22 protein-coding genes are annotated in these 16456 nt (G+C 71.0%); 5 read left to right on the plus strand and 17 right to left on the minus strand.

Annotation, left to right across the window (positions count from 1 at the left end):
* The 7 genes from pheT to ABD211_RS21815 form a co-directional block, all read right to left on the minus strand.
* On the minus strand, nt 1–1953 hold a 1953-nt coding region (gene pheT / locus ABD211_RS21785), incomplete at its 3' end, for a phenylalanine--tRNA ligase subunit beta (RefSeq protein ID WP_344134952.1).
* Nucleotides 1954–1955: 2 nt separating this feature from the next.
* Complete coding sequence (gene pheS / locus ABD211_RS21790) at nt 1956–3023, minus strand: phenylalanine--tRNA ligase subunit alpha (protein WP_344134954.1); 1068 nt, start codon at nt 3021–3023, stop codon at nt 1956–1958.
* A gap of 156 nt (nt 3024–3179) precedes the next feature.
* On the minus strand, nt 3180–3995 hold the full coding sequence (locus ABD211_RS21795; RefSeq protein WP_344134957.1) for a TrmH family RNA methyltransferase: 816 nt from the start codon (nt 3993–3995) through the stop codon (nt 3180–3182).
* Nucleotides 3996–4009: 14 nt separating this feature from the next.
* Entirely contained in the window at nt 4010–4387 is a 378-nt protein-coding gene (gene rplT / locus ABD211_RS21800) for a 50S ribosomal protein L20 (RefSeq protein WP_344134960.1), read from the minus strand.
* A 91-nt stretch (nt 4388–4478) separates the two neighbouring features.
* Nucleotides 4479–4673, minus strand: a complete 195-nt coding sequence (gene rpmI / locus ABD211_RS21805) for a 50S ribosomal protein L35 (RefSeq protein WP_344134963.1) — start codon at nt 4671–4673, stop codon at nt 4479–4481.
* 15 nt (nt 4674–4688) lie between these two features.
* Nucleotides 4689–5318 carry a translation initiation factor IF-3 gene (gene infC / locus ABD211_RS21810; RefSeq protein ID WP_425560486.1) on the minus strand — a complete coding sequence of 210 codons (630 nt, stop codon included), beginning with the start codon at nt 5316–5318 and terminating at the stop codon, nt 4689–4691.
* A gap of 278 nt (nt 5319–5596) precedes the next feature.
* Entirely contained in the window at nt 5597–6073 is a 477-nt protein-coding gene (locus ABD211_RS21815) for a PH domain-containing protein (protein ID WP_344134966.1), read from the minus strand.
* 217 nt (nt 6074–6290) lie between these two features.
* On the opposite strand from ABD211_RS21815, the gene ABD211_RS21820 reads away from it, so the two are divergent.
* Nucleotides 6291–7004, plus strand: a complete 714-nt coding sequence (locus tag ABD211_RS21820) for a hypothetical protein (RefSeq protein ID WP_344134968.1) — start codon at nt 6291–6293, stop codon at nt 7002–7004.
* Between the two features lie 62 nt (nt 7005–7066).
* On the plus strand, nt 7067–7567 hold the full coding sequence (locus ABD211_RS21825; protein ID WP_344134971.1) for a hypothetical protein: 501 nt from the start codon (nt 7067–7069) through the stop codon (nt 7565–7567).
* Between the two features lie 217 nt (nt 7568–7784).
* On the opposite strand, the gene hisG is transcribed toward ABD211_RS21825, so the two are convergent.
* Nucleotides 7785–8630 carry an ATP phosphoribosyltransferase gene (hisG, locus tag ABD211_RS21830; protein WP_344135053.1) on the minus strand — a complete coding sequence of 282 codons (846 nt, stop codon included), beginning with the start codon at nt 8628–8630 and terminating at the stop codon, nt 7785–7787.
* Nucleotides 8631–8683: 53 nt separating this feature from the next.
* Nucleotides 8684–8947, minus strand: coding sequence for a phosphoribosyl-ATP diphosphatase (locus tag ABD211_RS21835; RefSeq protein WP_425560485.1), 264 nt, complete (start codon nt 8945–8947; stop codon nt 8684–8686).
* A gap of 135 nt (nt 8948–9082) precedes the next feature.
* On the opposite strand from ABD211_RS21835, the gene mscL reads away from it, so the two are divergent.
* From mscL to ABD211_RS21850, 3 genes are all read left to right on the plus strand, one after another.
* Nucleotides 9083–9520, plus strand: coding sequence for a large conductance mechanosensitive channel protein MscL (gene mscL, locus ABD211_RS21840; protein WP_344134977.1), 438 nt, complete (start codon nt 9083–9085; stop codon nt 9518–9520).
* A gap of 183 nt (nt 9521–9703) precedes the next feature.
* A complete protein-coding gene (locus ABD211_RS21845; protein WP_344134980.1) occupies nt 9704–10060 on the plus strand; it encodes a hypothetical protein in 357 nt (118 codons plus the stop codon).
* A gap of 289 nt (nt 10061–10349) precedes the next feature.
* Nucleotides 10350–10658 carry a hypothetical protein gene (locus tag ABD211_RS21850; protein WP_344134983.1) on the plus strand — a complete coding sequence of 103 codons (309 nt, stop codon included), beginning with the start codon at nt 10350–10352 and terminating at the stop codon, nt 10656–10658.
* 76 nt (nt 10659–10734) lie between these two features.
* Here ABD211_RS21850 and ABD211_RS21855 read toward each other — a convergent pair whose 3' ends face one another.
* From ABD211_RS21855 to pdxS, 8 genes are all read right to left on the minus strand, one after another.
* Nucleotides 10735–11529, minus strand: coding sequence for an AAC(3) family N-acetyltransferase (locus ABD211_RS21855; RefSeq protein ID WP_344134986.1), 795 nt, complete (start codon nt 11527–11529; stop codon nt 10735–10737).
* A 194-nt stretch (nt 11530–11723) separates the two neighbouring features.
* Nucleotides 11724–12638 (minus strand): class I SAM-dependent methyltransferase, encoded by a 915-nt coding sequence (locus ABD211_RS21860; RefSeq protein WP_344134989.1) that lies wholly within the window; start codon nt 12636–12638, stop codon nt 11724–11726.
* A 33-nt stretch (nt 12639–12671) separates the two neighbouring features.
* Nucleotides 12672–13133, minus strand: coding sequence for a PIN domain-containing protein (locus ABD211_RS21865; protein ID WP_344134992.1), 462 nt, complete (start codon nt 13131–13133; stop codon nt 12672–12674).
* Nucleotides 13130–13342 carry a type II toxin-antitoxin system VapB family antitoxin gene (locus ABD211_RS21870; protein WP_344134995.1) on the minus strand — a complete coding sequence of 71 codons (213 nt, stop codon included), beginning with the start codon at nt 13340–13342 and terminating at the stop codon, nt 13130–13132. Before ABD211_RS21870 ends, ABD211_RS21865 begins: the two co-directional genes overlap by 4 nt.
* Nucleotides 13343–13550: 208 nt before the next feature.
* On the minus strand, nt 13551–13937 hold the full coding sequence (locus ABD211_RS21875; RefSeq protein WP_344134998.1) for a hypothetical protein: 387 nt from the start codon (nt 13935–13937) through the stop codon (nt 13551–13553).
* Nucleotides 13938–14040: 103 nt separating this feature from the next.
* Nucleotides 14041–14796, minus strand: a complete 756-nt coding sequence (locus ABD211_RS21880) for a YebC/PmpR family DNA-binding transcriptional regulator (RefSeq protein WP_344135001.1) — start codon at nt 14794–14796, stop codon at nt 14041–14043.
* 17 nt (nt 14797–14813) lie between these two features.
* Nucleotides 14814–15431: a pyridoxal 5'-phosphate synthase glutaminase subunit PdxT gene (gene pdxT, locus ABD211_RS21885; RefSeq protein WP_344135056.1), complete on the minus strand. Its 618-nt coding sequence runs from the start codon at nt 15429–15431 to the stop codon at nt 14814–14816.
* On the minus strand, nt 15428–16360 hold the full coding sequence (gene pdxS, locus ABD211_RS21890) for a pyridoxal 5'-phosphate synthase lyase subunit PdxS (RefSeq protein ID WP_344135005.1): 933 nt from the start codon (nt 16358–16360) through the stop codon (nt 15428–15430). The genes pdxT and pdxS overlap by 4 nt, the downstream gene beginning before the upstream one ends.
* Nucleotides 16361–16456: the final 96 nt, after the last annotated feature.

A 16456-nucleotide genomic window follows, 5' to 3' on the forward strand; every position in this document is an offset into this window, starting at 1 on the left:
CGGGCGGCCCGCGCCCCACCAGCCGGCGGGGTCGGCCTCGCCCACGAGGACGGCCGCGACGTGCCACGGCTGGCGTGGCAGGACGGCGTCGGCCGCGGCAAACTCCGCGTCGGTGGGCCGCCGGTCCACGCCCATGGCCGGCGGCGCGCCCGCGCCGTCGACGGGGTGGAAGACCAGGCCCTGCTCGTACAGGGCCACGTCGCGGGCGCCCCGGCCGAGGTTGCGGCGCAGGGTCGCCAGCAGCGGCGGCAGCAGCGACGTACGCAGGAAAGGTTCTTCCGTCGAGATCGGGTTCGCCAGGCGGACGGCGGGCCGGCGCTCATCGTCGGCGGGCAGGCCGAGGGCGTCGGCGAACCCCGGCGACACGAACGGGTACGACAGCACCTCGACGTACCCGGCCTCGGCCAGCGACCGGCCCACGGCCCGGCGGCGACGCTGCGCGGGCGTGAGCCCGCTGCCGGCCGGGGCCTGCGGCAGCGCGCCGGGGATCTCGTCGTAGCCGCCCAGTCGGGCGACCTCCTCGACGAGGTCGGCCGGCTCGGTCAGGTCCGGCCGCCACGGCGGCGGCGTGACCGTCAGCACCCCGTCAGCGCCGGAAACCGAGCAACCCACCTGCTCAAGGATCTCCACGACCCGGTCCACCGGGTACTCGACGCCGATGCGCCGCGTGGGCAGCGAGGCGTCGAGCGCGACCGGGGCGAGCGAGCGCACGTGGTTCACGTCGAGGATCTCGGCGCCGGGCGTGCCGCCGCCGTGCTCGACGAGCAGCGCCACGGCCCGGTCGATCGCGACGAGCGCGACCGTCGGGTCGACGCCGCGCTCCCAGCGCTTGGCGGCCTCGCTCCACAGCCGGTGCCGGCGGGCCGTGCGGCTCACCATCACCGGGTCCCAGTGCGCGGCCTCGAACAGCACGTCGGTGGTGTCGGCCGCGACCTCGGAGGTCTCGCCGCCCATGACGGCGGCCAGCGAGATCGGGGTGCCCTCGGCACCCGCCACGGACGACGGGATGCCGGTGTCGCAGATGACCATGTCCTCGACGTCGAGGCGGCGCTCGACGCCGTCGAGGGTGGTCATCCGCTCCCCCGGCACCGCCCGGCGCACGACCAGCGGACCGCGCAGCGCGGCCAGGTCGAACGCGTGCATGGGCTGGCCGAGCTCCAGCATCAGGTAGTTGGTGATGTCGACGGGCAGCGAGATGACCCGGATGCCGGCGATCGTGAGCCGCTTCTGCATCCAGGCCGGCGACGCGGCGGACGGATCGACGCCACGCACGGCCCGGGCCGCGAACCGGTCGCAGCCGCGCGTGTCGCGCACCTCGATCGGGTACGCCGGCTCGTCGGTGGCGCCGGGCGCGTCGCCCGCGGCCGGGTCGGTGAACGCGACGCCGAGGGCGTGCGACAGCTCGCGGGCGATGCCGCGCACCGACATGGCGTACCCGCGGTCCGGGGTGATCTCCAGCTCCAGCAGCACGTCGTCGAGGCCGACGATGGCCCGCGCGTCCTCGCCGGGCAGGGCGTCGGTCGACGGCGGCAGCACGATGATGCCGGCGTGGTCGTCCGACAGGCCCAGCTCCCGCGACGAGCAGATCATGCCGTTGGAGTTGCGCCCGTACGTCCTGCGCGCGCCGATGCGGAACCCGCCCGGCAGCTCGCCGCCGGGCAGGATCACCACGACGAGGTCGCCGGCGACGAAGTTGGTCGCGCCGCAGACGATCTCCTGCGGCTCCTCGCGGCCGACGTCCACGCGGCAGAAGCGGATCGGCTTCTTGAAGCCGGTCAGCTCCTCGACCTCCAGGACGCGACCGACGACCAGGTCACCCTTGACCGTCTCGCGCTGGTCGGTGACGTCGTCGACCTCGATGCCGAGGCCGACGAGCGCCCGCTCCAGGTCGGCCGGGGAAAGGTCGGCGGGAAGCGCGACGAACTCCCGCAGCCACGAAAGGGGAATCCTCACGGTCACACCTCCATCCCGAACGCGCGGGTGAACCGCACGTCGCCCTCGACCATGTCGTGCATATCGCTCACCCCGTTGCGGAACATGAGCGTGCGCTCGATGCCCATGCCGAACGCGAAGCCCGAGTACCGGTCCGGGTCGATGCCGCAGGCCCGCAGCACGCGCGGGTTGACCATGCCGCAGCCGCCCCACTCGACCCAACGCGGCCCGTCGCGGTGCTGGGCGAACCACACGTCGAACTCCGCCGACGGCTCGGTGAACGGGAAGTAGTGCGGGCGCCAGCGGGTGCGCGCCTCCGGCCCGAACATCTGCCGGGCGAAGTGGTCGAGCGTGCCGCGCAGGTGCGCCATCGTGATGCCCTCGTCCACCACCAGGCCCTCGACCTGGTGGAAGACGGGCGTGTGCGTGGCGTCCAGCTCGTCGGTGCGGTAGACCCGACCGGGGCACACCACGTAGATGGGCGGCTTGCGCGACAGCATCGTGCGCGCCTGCACCGGCGAGGTGTGCGTGCGCAGCACCAGGCCGGCCCCCTCCTCGCCGACGTGGAACGTGTCCATCAGGCCGCGGGCCGGGTGGTCGGCGCCGATGTTGAGCGCGTCGAAGTTGGCCCACTCCAGCTCGACCTCGGGGCCCTCGGCGATCTCGTAGCCCATGCCGACGAACAGGTCGCCGATGTGCTCCATGAGCGTCGTCAGCGGGTGGCGCGCGCCGCGCGGGTGCCGGGCCGTCGGCAGCGTGACGTCGACGGTCTCCTCGACGAGCACGCGGCGGGCCTGCTCCTCGGCCAGCTGCGCCTGCCGGGCGCGGAAGGTGCCCTCGATCGCGGTGCGCGCGGCGTTGACGCGCGCGCCGGCGTCGGCCTTGGCGTGCGGCGGCAGGGCGCCGATCTCGCGGCGGGCCAGGGACACCGGGGCGCGGTCGCCGAGGTGCTGGTGGCGGATGCCGCCGAGCGCGTCGAGGTCGTCGGCGTCGGCGAAGGCCTTCTCGGCCTGGGCGATCGCGTCGTCCAGCGCGGCCTGATCGAGCAGCGCGACCTGCTTCGGGTCGTACGGGTCGTTTCGGTACGTCATGACTGTCCTCCGGGAGGCAACCGACACATAGTACGGACGCGCGGTTTCACCGCGGCCCGCCGGTGCGGGAAGGTCAGTCAGGGGAGGGAAAGTCGCGTCAGCCCCGCTGCCCGCCACCGGCGGGCCGCATAAACGAAAGCGTGGGCATCATGAGGATCACTCTCGACTCAGGGCTCTCGCTGAAGCATACAGGCACACGGCTGCGGCGGCAGCCAGGTTGAGGCTCTCCGCGCGGCCGTGGATGGGCACCTTGACCCGCGCGTGCGCGGCCTCGGCGACGGCCGGCGCGAGGCCGTGGGCCTCGGCGCCGAAAACCCAGGCGGTACGCCCGGACAGCCCGCCGTCGTCGGCGTACTCCTCAAGGTCCCTGGCGCCGTAGGCGTCCGCGGCGAGGACCCGCAGGCCGGCGTCGCGCAGTAGCCCGACGGTGGTCAGGGTGTCGCCGCCGCGCACCACGTCGACGTGGAACAGGCTGCCGGCCGACGCCCGCACGCACTTGCCGTTGTACGGGTCGACGGTGTCGTCGGGAAAGATCACGGCGGCCGCGCCGGCGGCGTCGGCGGTGCGCAGCACGGTGCCCGCGTTGCCGGGGTCGGCGATGCCGGCCAGCACGACGACCAGGCGCGGCGTTGCGCGCAGCGCGTCGTGCAGGGGCAGGTCGAGGAACTCGCAGACGGCCACGAGGCCCTGCGGGTGGACGGTCTCCGCCAGCGACGCCATGGCGGCGTCGGTGACGATCGAGACGGTCGGCGCCTGGGCGATCAGCTCGGGGTAGCGGTCGGCGGCCTCGGCGGTGGCGAACAGCTCGCGGACCGTCTTCGGGGCGGCGAGGGCCTCGCGGACCGCCTGCGGTCCCTCGGCGAGGAAGCGGCCCGTCGCGTCGCGGTCCTTGCGGCGTTGCAGCTTGCGAGCAGCGACGACCCGGGGGGTCCGTTCGGTGAACAGACCGTCCCCGGGTCGTGGTTGCTGCATTCCTGACGCGTGGGTCAGGCGGCGGCCGCGTCGGCGGCCGGGATGGCCGCGCGGGCCACCTCGACGAGGCCGGCGAAGGCGGCCGCGTCGTTGACCGCCAGCTCGGCCAGGATCTTGCGGTCGACCTCGATGCCGGCCAGGCGCAGGCCCTGGATCAGGCGGTTGTAGGTCAGGCCGTTCGCGCGCGCGGCGGCGTTGATGCGCGTGATCCACAGCTGGCGGAAGTCGCCCTTGCGGTCGCGGCGGTCCCGGTACGCGTACTGCATGGAGTGGAGCATCTGCTCCTTGGCCTTGCGGTACAGGCGGGAGCGCTGGCCGCGGTAACCGGCGGCGCCCTCCAGGACGGTACGACGCTTCTTCTGGGCGTTGACTGCCCGCTTGACGCGTGCCACGTTGTCACTCCTCGTCAACGACCGGCCCGCTCGGGCCGGTCAGCTTGTCATCGATGGGTCGGTCCCCGGGGTGGGACCGCCGTGCCGCGCGTCAGCGGCCCAACATCTTCTTAATGCGCTTGGTGTCCACAGCGGACATCTCGACCGTGCCGGTGAGGCGACGGGTGCGCCGGGAGGACTTGCCCTCCAGGAGGTGGCGCTTGCCGGCCTGCTCGCCAACGATCTTGCCGGAGCCGGTCACCTTGACCCGCTTGCCCATGCCGGTGTGGCTCTTCATCTTCGGCATTGAAAGGTTCTCCCCTTATTCGCCCGTACCGTTGCTCGCCGCCACCTCGGCCGACGCGATCTCGCCCTCGGCGCCCTCGGCGCCCTTGGACCCGCGCGCAGCCACCTTGAGAGAGCGGTGCGGAGCGATAACCATGATCATATTACGACCGTCCTGCTTCGGAGCGGCCTCGACAAACCCCAGGTCAGCGACCTCCTGCGAGAGCCTGTCCAGGAGCCGGCGACCCAGCTCCGGGCGGCTCTGCTCGCGGCCGCGGAACATGATCGTCACCTTGACCTTGTCGCCCGCCTTCAGGAACCGCACGACGTGACCCTTCTTGGTCTCGTAGTCGTGCGAGTCGATCTTGGGGCGGAGCTTCATCTCCTTGATGACGGTCTGCTGCTGGTTGCGCCGGGCTTCCCGCGCCTTCAGTGCGCTCTCGTACTTGAACTTGCCGAAGTCCATGAGCTTGCACACCGGAGGGCGCGCCATGGGCGCAACCTCGACCAGATCCAGATCCACGTCCGCGGCCAGCTGGAGCGCTCGCTCGATGGGCACGATGCCCACCTGCTCGCCCTCAGGACCGACCAGGCGGACCTCTCGGGCACGGATCTGGTCATTGACGCGTGGCTCGACGCTGATGGGGCCTCCTAGGTCCGTCCTCAACGACAGCGCACCCGCGCCGTCGCCTGCGTGCAGGCCGCCCCGCCTCACGGAGGATCCCCCGGTGAAATGCCCTACAACGAAGGGCCCCGGCGCATGCCAGGGCCCGCTCGACCGGTCGCGCGCACGATGGCACGCAGAACCCGCGCCGGAATACCGGCTCGGGTGACCGAAACCCGGCTGCCATGACGGCGACTCGGGTGGGAGCGGGCGCTCCACTTGGAGAGCCGGGCACACGTCCCGGCACGGTCTACCCCGCTACTGTAGCAGGCGCCGCCCGCCTACTCCGAATCGGCGGCCACGTCAAGCGCACGGCTGTCCGCCAGCAGGCCGCGCAGCGTGCGGGCGGCGTGCACGGCGTACTCCTTGTCCACGGCCTGAATCGCCATGATCGCGACGACCTCGTCGTCGGCCAGCTCCAGCGTCACCCACGGGTTCCCGGTGGTGAACCGCACCCCGCGCACCACCGACCACGGCAGGTCGTACCCGCCGACGATGTTGCGGATGCGCACCCGCTCGGCATCGGCGGTCACCCGCGGCCGGGCGAACGCCAGCACGGCCAGCGCCCCGAGCACGCCCAGGGCGATCATGGCGACCTGGTCGGCCGTGGTGAACACGCCCCGCCCGCTGTCGGTCGGCCCCTTCAGCAGCATGCCGATGATCGCGAAGAAGACCACGACCACCACCGCCAGGATGTAGCAGACCGTGCGGACGCGACGGGGCCGGAAGGTCACGGGCAGGGTCTCGACGTCACTCACGGCTGCCGAGTCTGCCATCGCCCGCCGGGCCGCAACCTGGCAGGCCCGGTGACCACCGGTGACGACGGCGGTCGGGCGGCCGGCCCCAACCTCACCATCGCTACCTGATCTTCAGTTGATCTCCGCCCCCACGGGCGACCGGCGGTGTGGGAAAGTGTGAGGTCGGTCTATCGACCCGCCCACCCCCCGTACCGCCTCGCTGATGGAGCCCACCCGATTGACTACGCCCCAGGACCCGACGCCACCGGACCCGGGCTACCCGCCGCCCGGTAGCCCCGGCTACCCGCCGGCCTATCCCGGCGCCGCACCCGGCTATCCCGCCGCCACCCCGGGATACCCGCCGCCCCAGGGTTACCCGTCCGCGCCGGGCTATCCCACCGCGCCACCGCCCGGCTACCCGGCGCCCGCTCCCCCCGGCTATCCCCCGGCCGCGCCCGGCTATCCGGCGTCCGCCGGCTACCCGGGCGCGCCGACCGGATACCCGGGCTACCCGCCCGGCGTGCCGGGCTACCCGCCGGCCCCGCCGCGGAACCAGACGCGCTGGGGTCTGATCATCGGCATCATCGCGGTCGTCCTGGTGATCTTCTGCGGACTCGGGGTGGCCGGCGTCGCCTACTTCGTGTCCACCGAGCGCTCGACCTCCACCGGCGGCACCTCGCCCGAGCGGCAGGACATCACCATCCTGGCGTGCACCCTGCTGAACGGCCAGGCGACGCCCACGGTCACCGTGTCATGGGAGGTCGTCAACTCGGCCGCGACGCCGCGCGACTACAAGCCCACGTTCGTCGTGGAGTCCGCCGACGGCAAGCAACTGGGCAGCGGCGGCGACGCGAAGACCGGGATCCGTGCCGGGCAGCGCGTCGTCTACATGACCAGCGTCAAGCTCGACACGCCCCACGGCGGCGCGGTGAACTGCAAGCTGAAGGACTGACCCGGCGCGCCGCGCGCCGGGTGACACCGGCGCGCGGCGCCCGTCAGCGAGGTGGTGTAAGCGTGTACCCGGATCCGCGGGGGCGACAGCCCGGCTACACCGCACCCCCCGTCTACGTCGTCGTCCCCGCCCCGCCGCCGGCCCCGGCGCCGCGGCGCTGGTCCAGGCGTGCCCTGATCCTCGGCCTCACCGCCGCGGTCGTGTTCTGCGGCGGTGGGGCCGGCACGGCGGCGTACCTCGTGACGCGTGCCGGCAGCGACGCGATCGAGGACATCAACGCCGAGCTCAACGCCGTGAAGACGGACGTGCGCGTCACCGGCTGCACGCTGCGGCGCAGCCAGTTCGTGCCGTCCGTCGAGGTCGCCTGGAAGGCCACCAACTCGGGCAAGCGCCCGCGCACGTACACGCCGACGTTCGACGTGGCGGCCCCGGACGGCACCCGCCTGGGGCAGGGCATCGGCGTCGCCACGGGCGTCGACCCGGGCCGGACCGTCACGTCGACCACCACCGTGCTCGTCGGCAAGGACGTCAAGGGCAAGGTCACCTGCACGGTCGGCGACTAGAGCATGTGGATCCCGGTCACGGTCGGCATGTCCGGCGCCACGGTGGAGCGACGCGGCGACGTCTACCGCAAGCGGTCCGCCGACCCACGCCACGACCTGGTCAGCGAGGCCGAACGGCTGACCTGGCTGCGTTCCCACGGGCTCCCGGCGGTCGAGGTGCTCGACAGCCGCCGGATCCGGCGGGGATCGCCTTCTACCGGCTGCTCGACGAGTTCTGCTAGAGACGGCAGGCGAGGATGTCGTTGACGAGGATGGCGCGCGCGCCGATCTCGTACAGGTCGTCCATGACCCTGTGCACATCGGCACGGGCGACCATCGCCTGGACGGCGACCCACCCCTCCCGGTGCAGCGGCGAGATGGTCGGCGACTCGATGCCGGGGGTCAGCTTGCTCGCCTCCTCCAGCAGGTCGGCGCGCACGTCATAGGCCAGCATCACGTACCGGCGGGCGACCAGCACGCCCTGCAGGCGGCGCACGATCTGGGTGACCGGCCCGTTGGCGGGGGCGTCGGCGCGGCGGATCAGCACCGCCTCCGAGCGCAGCACCGGCTCGCCGACCAGCTCCAGGCCCGCCCGGCGCAGCGTGGTCCCGGTGTCGACGACGTCGGCGATCGCGTCCGCCACGCCCAGCCCGACCGCGTTCTCGACCGCCCCGTCGAGGCGCACCACCGTGGCGTCGATGCCCTGGTCGGCGAAGAACTTCGAGACCACCCCCGGGTACGCCGTGGCGACGCGCGCCCCGGCGAGGTCGGCGATGGTGCGGGCGCGGCCGGGGGGCGCCGCGAACCGGAAGGTCGACGGCCCGAAGCCCAGCGTGAGCACCTCCTCGGCGGCCGCGCCGGAGTCGACCAGCAGGTCGCGGCCGGTCACGCCGAGGTCGAGGTCGCCCGAGCCGACGTAGGTGGCGATGTCGCGGGGGCGCAGGTAGAAGAACTCGACGTCGTTGGCGGCGTCGAGGCAGGTCAGGTCCTTGTCGTCGGTGCGTTGGCGGTAGCCCGCCTCGCGCAGCATGGCGGCGGCGGCCGGCGCCAGCCCGCCCTTGTTCGGAATGGCGACACGCAGCATCAGGTACTCCTGTTTAAATGATCTTGTGAACGGGGAGACGAGGACGAACGACATCACAGATGTCGGTAAACGTCCTTGATGTCCACCTTGCTCGCGATCATCAGCACCTGGGCGTGGTACAGCAGTTGGGCGATCTCCTCCGCGGCGCGCTCGGGGCCCTCGTGCTCGGCGGCCATCCAGGCCTCGGCGGCCTCCTCGACCACCTTCTTGCCGACCCCGTGCACACCCTTGGCGAGCAGCGCCACGGTGCCCGAACCCGGCGTGCCCTCGGTCGCCTTGGCGGTCAGCTCGCCCCACAGGTCGTCGAAGGTCTTCACGGAACGCATTCTGTCACCGGTTCGCGCGTCACGCCGACCACCCGCGCCCGGTGGCACATGCTGGGATCACCCCATAGGGTCACGACGTAGTGGGTACGCGGCGAGCGACGGCCTGTCGACAGCGAGGAGTGGTTGGTGCTCAAGGGATTCCGGGACTTCATCATGCGGGGCAATGTCATCGACCTCGCGGTCGGTGTCGTCATCGGCGCCGCCTTCAGCACCCTGGTGACGAGCATCACCAACGCATTCCTCACCCCGCTCATCCGCGTCTTCGGCGGCGGCGAGGGGATCAAGGGCGCGACCTTCATAATCCGCGGCCAGGAGTTCGACTGGGGCCTGGCGTTGAACGCGCTGATCACCTTCGTGATCACGGCCGCGGTACTGTACTTCCTCGTCGTACTTCCCATGAACAAGTTGGCCGAGCGCCGCAAGCGGGGCGAGGTGCCGCCGCCGGCGGCACCGAGCGAGGAGGTCAAGCTCCTCAGCGAGATCCGCGACGCGCTGGTGGCCCAGGGCAAGGTCCCCCACCCGCGCACCGACGAGTCCGAGCCGGCCCAGCCGCCCACCACGTAACGCCGTCCAGCCCCGAAACGGGTGGCACCGCGCGGGGTGCCACCCGTTTCGCGTTCTCCACGTCGAAGAATGTCCCTCAAGTCACGTGATCGTCCGATTCGGACATGTTATATATCGCATGGACAAGAATTAGGTGCATAGAAACTAATTCATGGTCAAATGTCTAACAATTCAGGAGGACACATGCGACGGAAGCTTCTCATCCCGGCCCTGGGGGCAGCGCTGTTCCTGGGCGCGGTCAGCACGCCCGCACAGGCGGCCACCGAGACGGCGGCACCAGCGCGGACGGCGTCGGTCGTGACCTGCGGCGGGTTCGGGGCGATCATCATCATCGGCGGGATCATCGGCTACCCGTACGGCGGCTACGGACGCTGCGGCGGTCGTGGGTACGGCGGCTACGGCGGCGGCGGGTTCGGTGGCGGCGGCGGGTTCGGTGGCGGCGGCGGGTTCGGCGGTGGCGGAGGGTTCGGCGGAGGGTTCGGCGGAGGCGGGGACTTCGGCGGCGGATTCGACGGCGGCGGATTCGGCGGCGGATTCTGACCCACGGGTGAGGGCCGGGCGGTAGGTGCGGGGCACCACCGCCGGCCACATTTCAGTTCGCTGGCGAGACCCTGGGGGCACGGGCGTCCGTTGCCCCCAGGGTCTCGCCACCACACTCCGCATCGGACCCACGGCGCCGGCGCGACACCCCGTCTTCATGTTCTCGACACCGAATAAGTTCCGCAATTCAACACGATTGTCCGTTTACGGCATGTTATATATCGCATGCCGGAATTGGTGCTTATCGAAACTGATTCGCGGTAGTTCGGAAATTGTCATAGGAGGACACATGAGGCGGAGAATTCTCACGACCGTTCTGGGGACGGCGCTGTTCCTGGGCGCGGTCAGCGCCCCCGCGTACGCATCCAGCAAGCCGGCCGCGCAGGCCCGGACGGCGGCTGTCGTGACCTGCGGGTGGGGCGGCTTCGGCTACCCCGGATTCGCCGTCCCGTACGGCTTCAGCTCGTTCGGCTTCAGCCCGTACGGCTTCAGCCCGTACGGCTACGGCGGGTTCGGTCCGTACGGCTACGGCGCGTTCGGCCCGTACGGCTACGGCGGGTTCGGCCCCTACGGATGGGGCGGCTGGGGCGGCTGCTGAACTGCCGGCGGCTCACCCCGCAGCGAGGTGAGTGACGACGCTTTGGGGGCACGGGTCGTCCGCTGCCCCCAAAGCCTCACTGAGCGGCGCCATGGCTGGCGATCCACGTGGTGGCGAAGTCGACGGCGGCGCGCTGGGACATGAGCCGCGCGGTCGCCAGCCCCACCCCGCCGACCGCCACCGCGCCGGTGGCCTCAAGATCGACGCCCAGGTCGGCGAAGACCTCCTCGTTCTCGATCACGTCGACCCACGTGATCCACTCGCTGGTCCCGTCCGGGCGGCGGATCGCGGCGCCCCGGGGACCGCGCGGCGGTGCCGGCTGGCGCCACTCGGCCAGGTGCAGCGACGTGTTCGAGTCGTGCCCGCAACCCAGCAGCAGCACCTGCCCGTCGAGACGGTAGACCGCGCCGAGCGGCGACGAGTCCCCCAGCGCGTCGTCGACGCGGTGCCCGGCGGTGATCTCCTCCGCGTGCCGGCCCAGCGCGGCGAAGGACACGTGCGGGTGCGCGCTGCGCACGGCGCCCGGCCAGGTACGGACGGTCTCGGCGAGCCTGCCCATCCACCGGCTCGGCGTCAGCGCCGGATCGAAGCCGGGCGCCTGCGTGCGGATCGGCCCCCACCAGGTCTCGGGCACCGGCGGGTTACACCACCCGGTCGGGTCGGTGTTGTCGGGCGTATGCGTCGGCACCACGAGCGTCCCGTCCGGACCGAGGACGTCCAGGAACGCGTGCACCACCGCCTGCGGCCCGCCGGCGACGAACCCGACGCTCCGGTACGAGGCATGCACCAACAGCGTCGAACCCGTACGCACGCCGAGGTCACGCAGCTCCTCGGCGATGATCGCCCGGGTGAAGGGGACGGACTGATACACGCGCCGCAGTCTAGGGCCGCCGGGCCACATCGCTTCTCCGCACCACCTCGCGGGTCAGGGCATGTCCCGTAACCATTCGGGTGGCCCCGGCCGGGGTGGAGATCGCCGTCTCCTGTGCCGGAGCGCAGCCCAGCCACAGTCCTGCACAGAAAACGCTGATCTCCACTCTCGAACACCACCATCACCGCCGGCTCTCATCGCTGGGTCAAATGGGGTTGTTCCGGAAGTTCGAAGAGCCAGACGATGACGCCCGGGACGGCCCAGGCCGCACTGGTCGCCTCGGGAACGAGGCTCAGCAGCGACCACGGCCACTCGTGCCAGCCGCTCACCGTGAGCTCGGCGGGCGCCGGCGGCGCCGGTGTGTCGAGCGTCGGCCTCCCGGGTTCCTCACACCGCCGGACCTGCAGGCCGGCGGGGAGCGCGGCGCGCAGGAAGGCGCCGGGGGTGTGGCGGTAGCTGGCGACCAGGCCGGGTTCACCGTTGGGCCCGAGCGCGTGCGGATTCGAGCCGCGGAAGACGATCTCGTGGTGTGCGTCGGAGATGGCCAGGTGCCCGCCGGGGCGCAGGACCCGGGCGAACTCGGCCATCACCGGGTCCAGCGACGGCACGTGGGACAGCGCGAGGCCGGTCACCACCAGGTCGACGCAGTCGTCCGGCAGCGGCAGGTGGTGCAGGTCGCCGAGGAGGAGCTCCGCCGACGGTACCCGGGCCCGGGCCTGGGCGAGCATGTCCGGTGAGCTGTCCATGGCGACCACCCGGTGGCCGCGCCCGGCCAGATACCCGGCATACCGACCGGTGCCGCAGGCCGCGTCGAGGGCGTCCCCGGGCGGGAGCGCGTCGATGATCTGATGCATGACGGGTTCGTCGAGGTCGAACAGACTGTTGCGCGGCGCGTCGTAGGAAGCGGCCCACTGCCGGTATCCGGTGCGCGTGTCGCCCCGGTCGACCAGCACGCCGTCGTGGCCGGCGAGGGCCTCGGTGTCCAGCAGGCGGCGCACCTCGGCGAGGCGCCGGTCCACGAAGTCCTTGTCGAAGTCACCGACCCAGGCGCGCAGCAGCGCGAGGCCCTCGATCCCCAGCAGGTAGGCCAGGGGATGCTGATAGGTCATGCGGCGGACGCTAGTGCGCCCTCCGTGATCAATTCATCTACATTCCCGGCAGATCGACCACCACGACATCGGGCCATCCGATGGGACGCCATCACAACCGCTGGGTGATCCTCTGTTGCTGTAGCTGAGGCAGGGATCGCGCCACGGTCTCGAAGGCCGGGTCCTCTGCAGAACGACGAGCTTGAGTCGGATCGCGGTCGCCATCACCAGATAGTCCGCCACGGACAGGCCCTGATGTTGACTCCGCGTAGCCAACTCACGCTGGACGGCTTCCACCATCGACCAGGCGTCGTCAGGAACGGGAACCCATGGGTACGCATCCCGGAGCAGGTCGTTGACGCGGTCGAAGTTCTTGGCGTCCACCCCGGCCAGCATCTCGACGATGACTGGCTGGCACACCGCGACGAGTCCCCGATCGACCGCGTCGTACCACTGGGGATCGACCTGGCGTCTGGTGATTCGTACCAGTGCGCCCGTGTCGACGAGAGAATTCACTCGTCGAGCTCCGCAATCTTGCCGAAGTCGATGCCACCCTCATCGGCGATGAGCTGCAACTCCTCCAGCGCGCGCCGACGCGGCTCACGGCTCGATTCAACCGCCCGCCGCAGGGCCTCGTTGACGGTGTCCTTCTTCGTTGCGGTGCCAAGCGCTCTGGTCGCCTCAGCCAGCAGATCTTCGTCGATGTCAATGAGGGTCTTCGCCACGGCCCCGCCAACTACGAGGATATCCAGCCGAGCATTGGATATCTAACCGTGCCGCCGGGCGGGACGCCGAAGGGTCCACCCGGAAACGCCGGGTGGACCCTTCGATCAGCGTGGTCAGGCGTCGATCAGGGCCATGACATCGTCGGAGACGTCCGACGAGGCACGGTCACCACCGCGGGGCGACCCGATCAGGCATCGATGAGTGCCATCATCCCGCTGACGACATATCTTCCTCGCCTGGGTGCCGCGTGACCACCGCTGCGTAGACCAATGGCGTAACCACGACAACAAGCCACCCCGTCTGACACGCCACCAAAAGGCCGGGCACCGACGCCACCAACGCGAACAGCCACGGATGGGGCAGGCGGAGGAGCCACGCGGCCAGCCAGGCCGATACGACGGCCGCGACAACACCAGCCCCCACGCCGTACAGGATCAGGACACCGAGTACCCCAACGCCGCTGAGGTCCGGCTTCCGGTCAGCTTCCGCCAACACGAGCGCCGACACGAACCGGCAGGCGGCGTACCCGGAGGCAGCGGCAACCAGGCCGACGACGGCCGCGCGGAGAGGCAGAGGCATGCCGGCGGGAGTCACCCCAAGAGGGTATCGGTCAGGTCGTCTTGAACGCCGACCCGTGCCAAGCACGGCTTTGCACAGGAGAGCCTGACCATCCCCGCTCGTGAGCGGCGGCCGCCCATCAGGCGTCGATCAACGCCATAACATCATCTGAGACGTCGAAGTTGGCGAAGACGTTCTGGACGTCGTCGCAGTCCTCCAGGGCGTCGATGAGCTTGAAGACCTTGCGGGCGCCGTCCTCGTCGAGGGCCACGTTGACGCTCGGCACGAAGGAGGACTCGGCCGACTCGTACTCGATGTTGGCGTCCTGCAGAGCCGTGCGGATCGCGATGAGGTTGGTCGGCTCCGAGATCACCTCGAACGCCTCGCCGAGGTCGTTGACCTCCTCGGGGCCGGCGTCGAGGACCGCGACGAGCACGTCGTCCTCGGTCAGCGAACCGGCCTTGGGCACGATCACGACGCCCTTGCGGGAGAACATGTACGACACCGAGCCGGGGTCGGCCAGCGAGCCACCGTTGCGGGTGAGTGCCACCCGGACGTCGGTGGCGGCCCGGTTGCGGTTGTCGGTGAGGCACTCGATCATGATGGCGACGCCGTTCGGGCCGTACCCCTCGTACATGATCGTCTGCCAGTCGGCGCCGCCGGCCTCGAGGCCCGACCCGCGCTTCTGGGCGCGCTCGATGTTGTCGTTGGGGACGGAGTTCTTCTTCGCCTTCTGGATGGCGTCGTAGAGCGTCGGGTTGCCGGCCGGGTCACCGCCACCGGTGCGGGCCGCCACCTCGATGTTCTTGATCAGGCGCGCGAAGAGCTTGCCCCGCTTGGCGTCGACGACCGCCTTCTTGTGCTTGGTCGTCGCCCATTTGGAGTGGCCTGACATGAGTCCTCCGTCGTCGTCTAGTCCGCGGTCCGCGCCGCGCGCGCCATCTCCACGAAGTGCCGGTGCACGCGGAGGTCCCCGGTCAGCTCGGGATGGAACGCGGTGGCGAGCAGATGCCGCTGGCGTACGGCGACGATCCTACCCGCAGCCGGGCCCTCATCGACGCGGGCCAGCACCGTGGCGCCGGGACCGACCCGCTCGACCCACGGGGCCCGGATGAACACGGCGTGGAACGGCCCGCCCTCGATCTCCTCGACGGTCACCCCCGCCTCGAACGAGTCGACCTGCCGGCCGAACGCGTTGCGCCGGACCGTCATCTCGATGCCGCCGAAGCTCTGCTGGTCGGGGCGGCCGTCGAGCACCTCGTCGGCCAACATGATCATGCCCGCGCAGGAACCGTAGACGGGCATGCCGTCAGCGATCCGCTTGCGGATCGGCTCGAGCAGCCCGAACTCCACGGCCAGCTTGCCGATCGTGGTGGACTCGCCGCCGGGGATCACGAGCGCGTCGACCGTGTCCAGCTCCTCGGGCCGGCGCACGGGGCGGGCCAGCGCGTCGGCCTCGGCGAGGGCGTGCAGATGCTCGCGGACGTCGCCCTGCAGGGCGAGCACGCCCACGACCAGGTCGCCGGTCACCACCCGCGCTCGGCCAGGCGGTGCGGCTGCGGGATCTCGTCGACGTTGATGCCGACCATGGCCTCGCCCAGGCCGCGGGAGACCTTGGCGAGCACGTCCGGGTCGTCGTAGAAGGTGGTGGCCTTGACGATCGCGGCCGCACGCTGGGCCGGGTTGCCGGACTTGAAGATGCCGGAGCCCACGAACACACCCTCGGCGCCGAGCTGCATCATCATGGCCGCGTCGGCGGGGGTGGCGATGCCGCCGGCGGTGAACAGCACGACGGGCAGCTTGCCGGTGGTCGCGATCTCCTTGACCAGCTCGTACGGCGCCTGGAGTTCCTTGGCGGCGACGTAGAGCTCGTCCTCGGGCAGGGAGGTCAGTTTGGCGATCTCGGCCCGGATCCTGCGCATGTGGGTGGTGGCGTTGGAGACGTCGCCCGTGCCCGCCTCGCCCTTCGAGCGGATCATGGCGGCGCCCTCGTTGATGCGGCGCAGCGCCTCGCCGAGGTTGGTGGCACCGCAGACGAACGGCGCCGTGAACGCCCACTTGTCGATGTGGTGCTCGAAGTCGGCCGGGGTGAGCACCTCGGACTCGTCGATGTAGTCGACGCCGAGCGCCTGCAGGACCTGGGCCTCGACGAAGTGACCGATGCGGGCCTTGGCCATCACCGGGATCGAGACGGTGTTGATGATGCCGTCGATCATGTCGGGGTCGGACATCCGGGAGACGCCGCCCTGGGCGCGGATGTCGGCGGGGACGCGCTCGAGCGCCATGACGGCGACGGCGCCGGCGTCCTCGGCGATCTTGGCCTGCTCCGGCGTGACGACGTCCATGATGACGCCGCCCTTGAGCATCTCGGCCATGCCCCGCTTGACGCGGGCGCTCCCGATGACCGGGGCGGTCGAGGTGTCGGCGGTGTTCTGGGTCGGCGTGGTGTGCTCGGACACGGCTTCGCTGCTCCTCAGGGCTGCTGGATGAACAAACCTCATGGTACGCGCTGCGAAATGACCACCGGACGGGGCAGACTGCCGCCCGACGCGCCG

It is taken from the genome of Luedemannella flava (assembly GCF_039528515.1).
Classification (GTDB): domain Bacteria; phylum Actinomycetota; class Actinomycetes; order Mycobacteriales; family Micromonosporaceae; genus Luedemannella; species Luedemannella flava.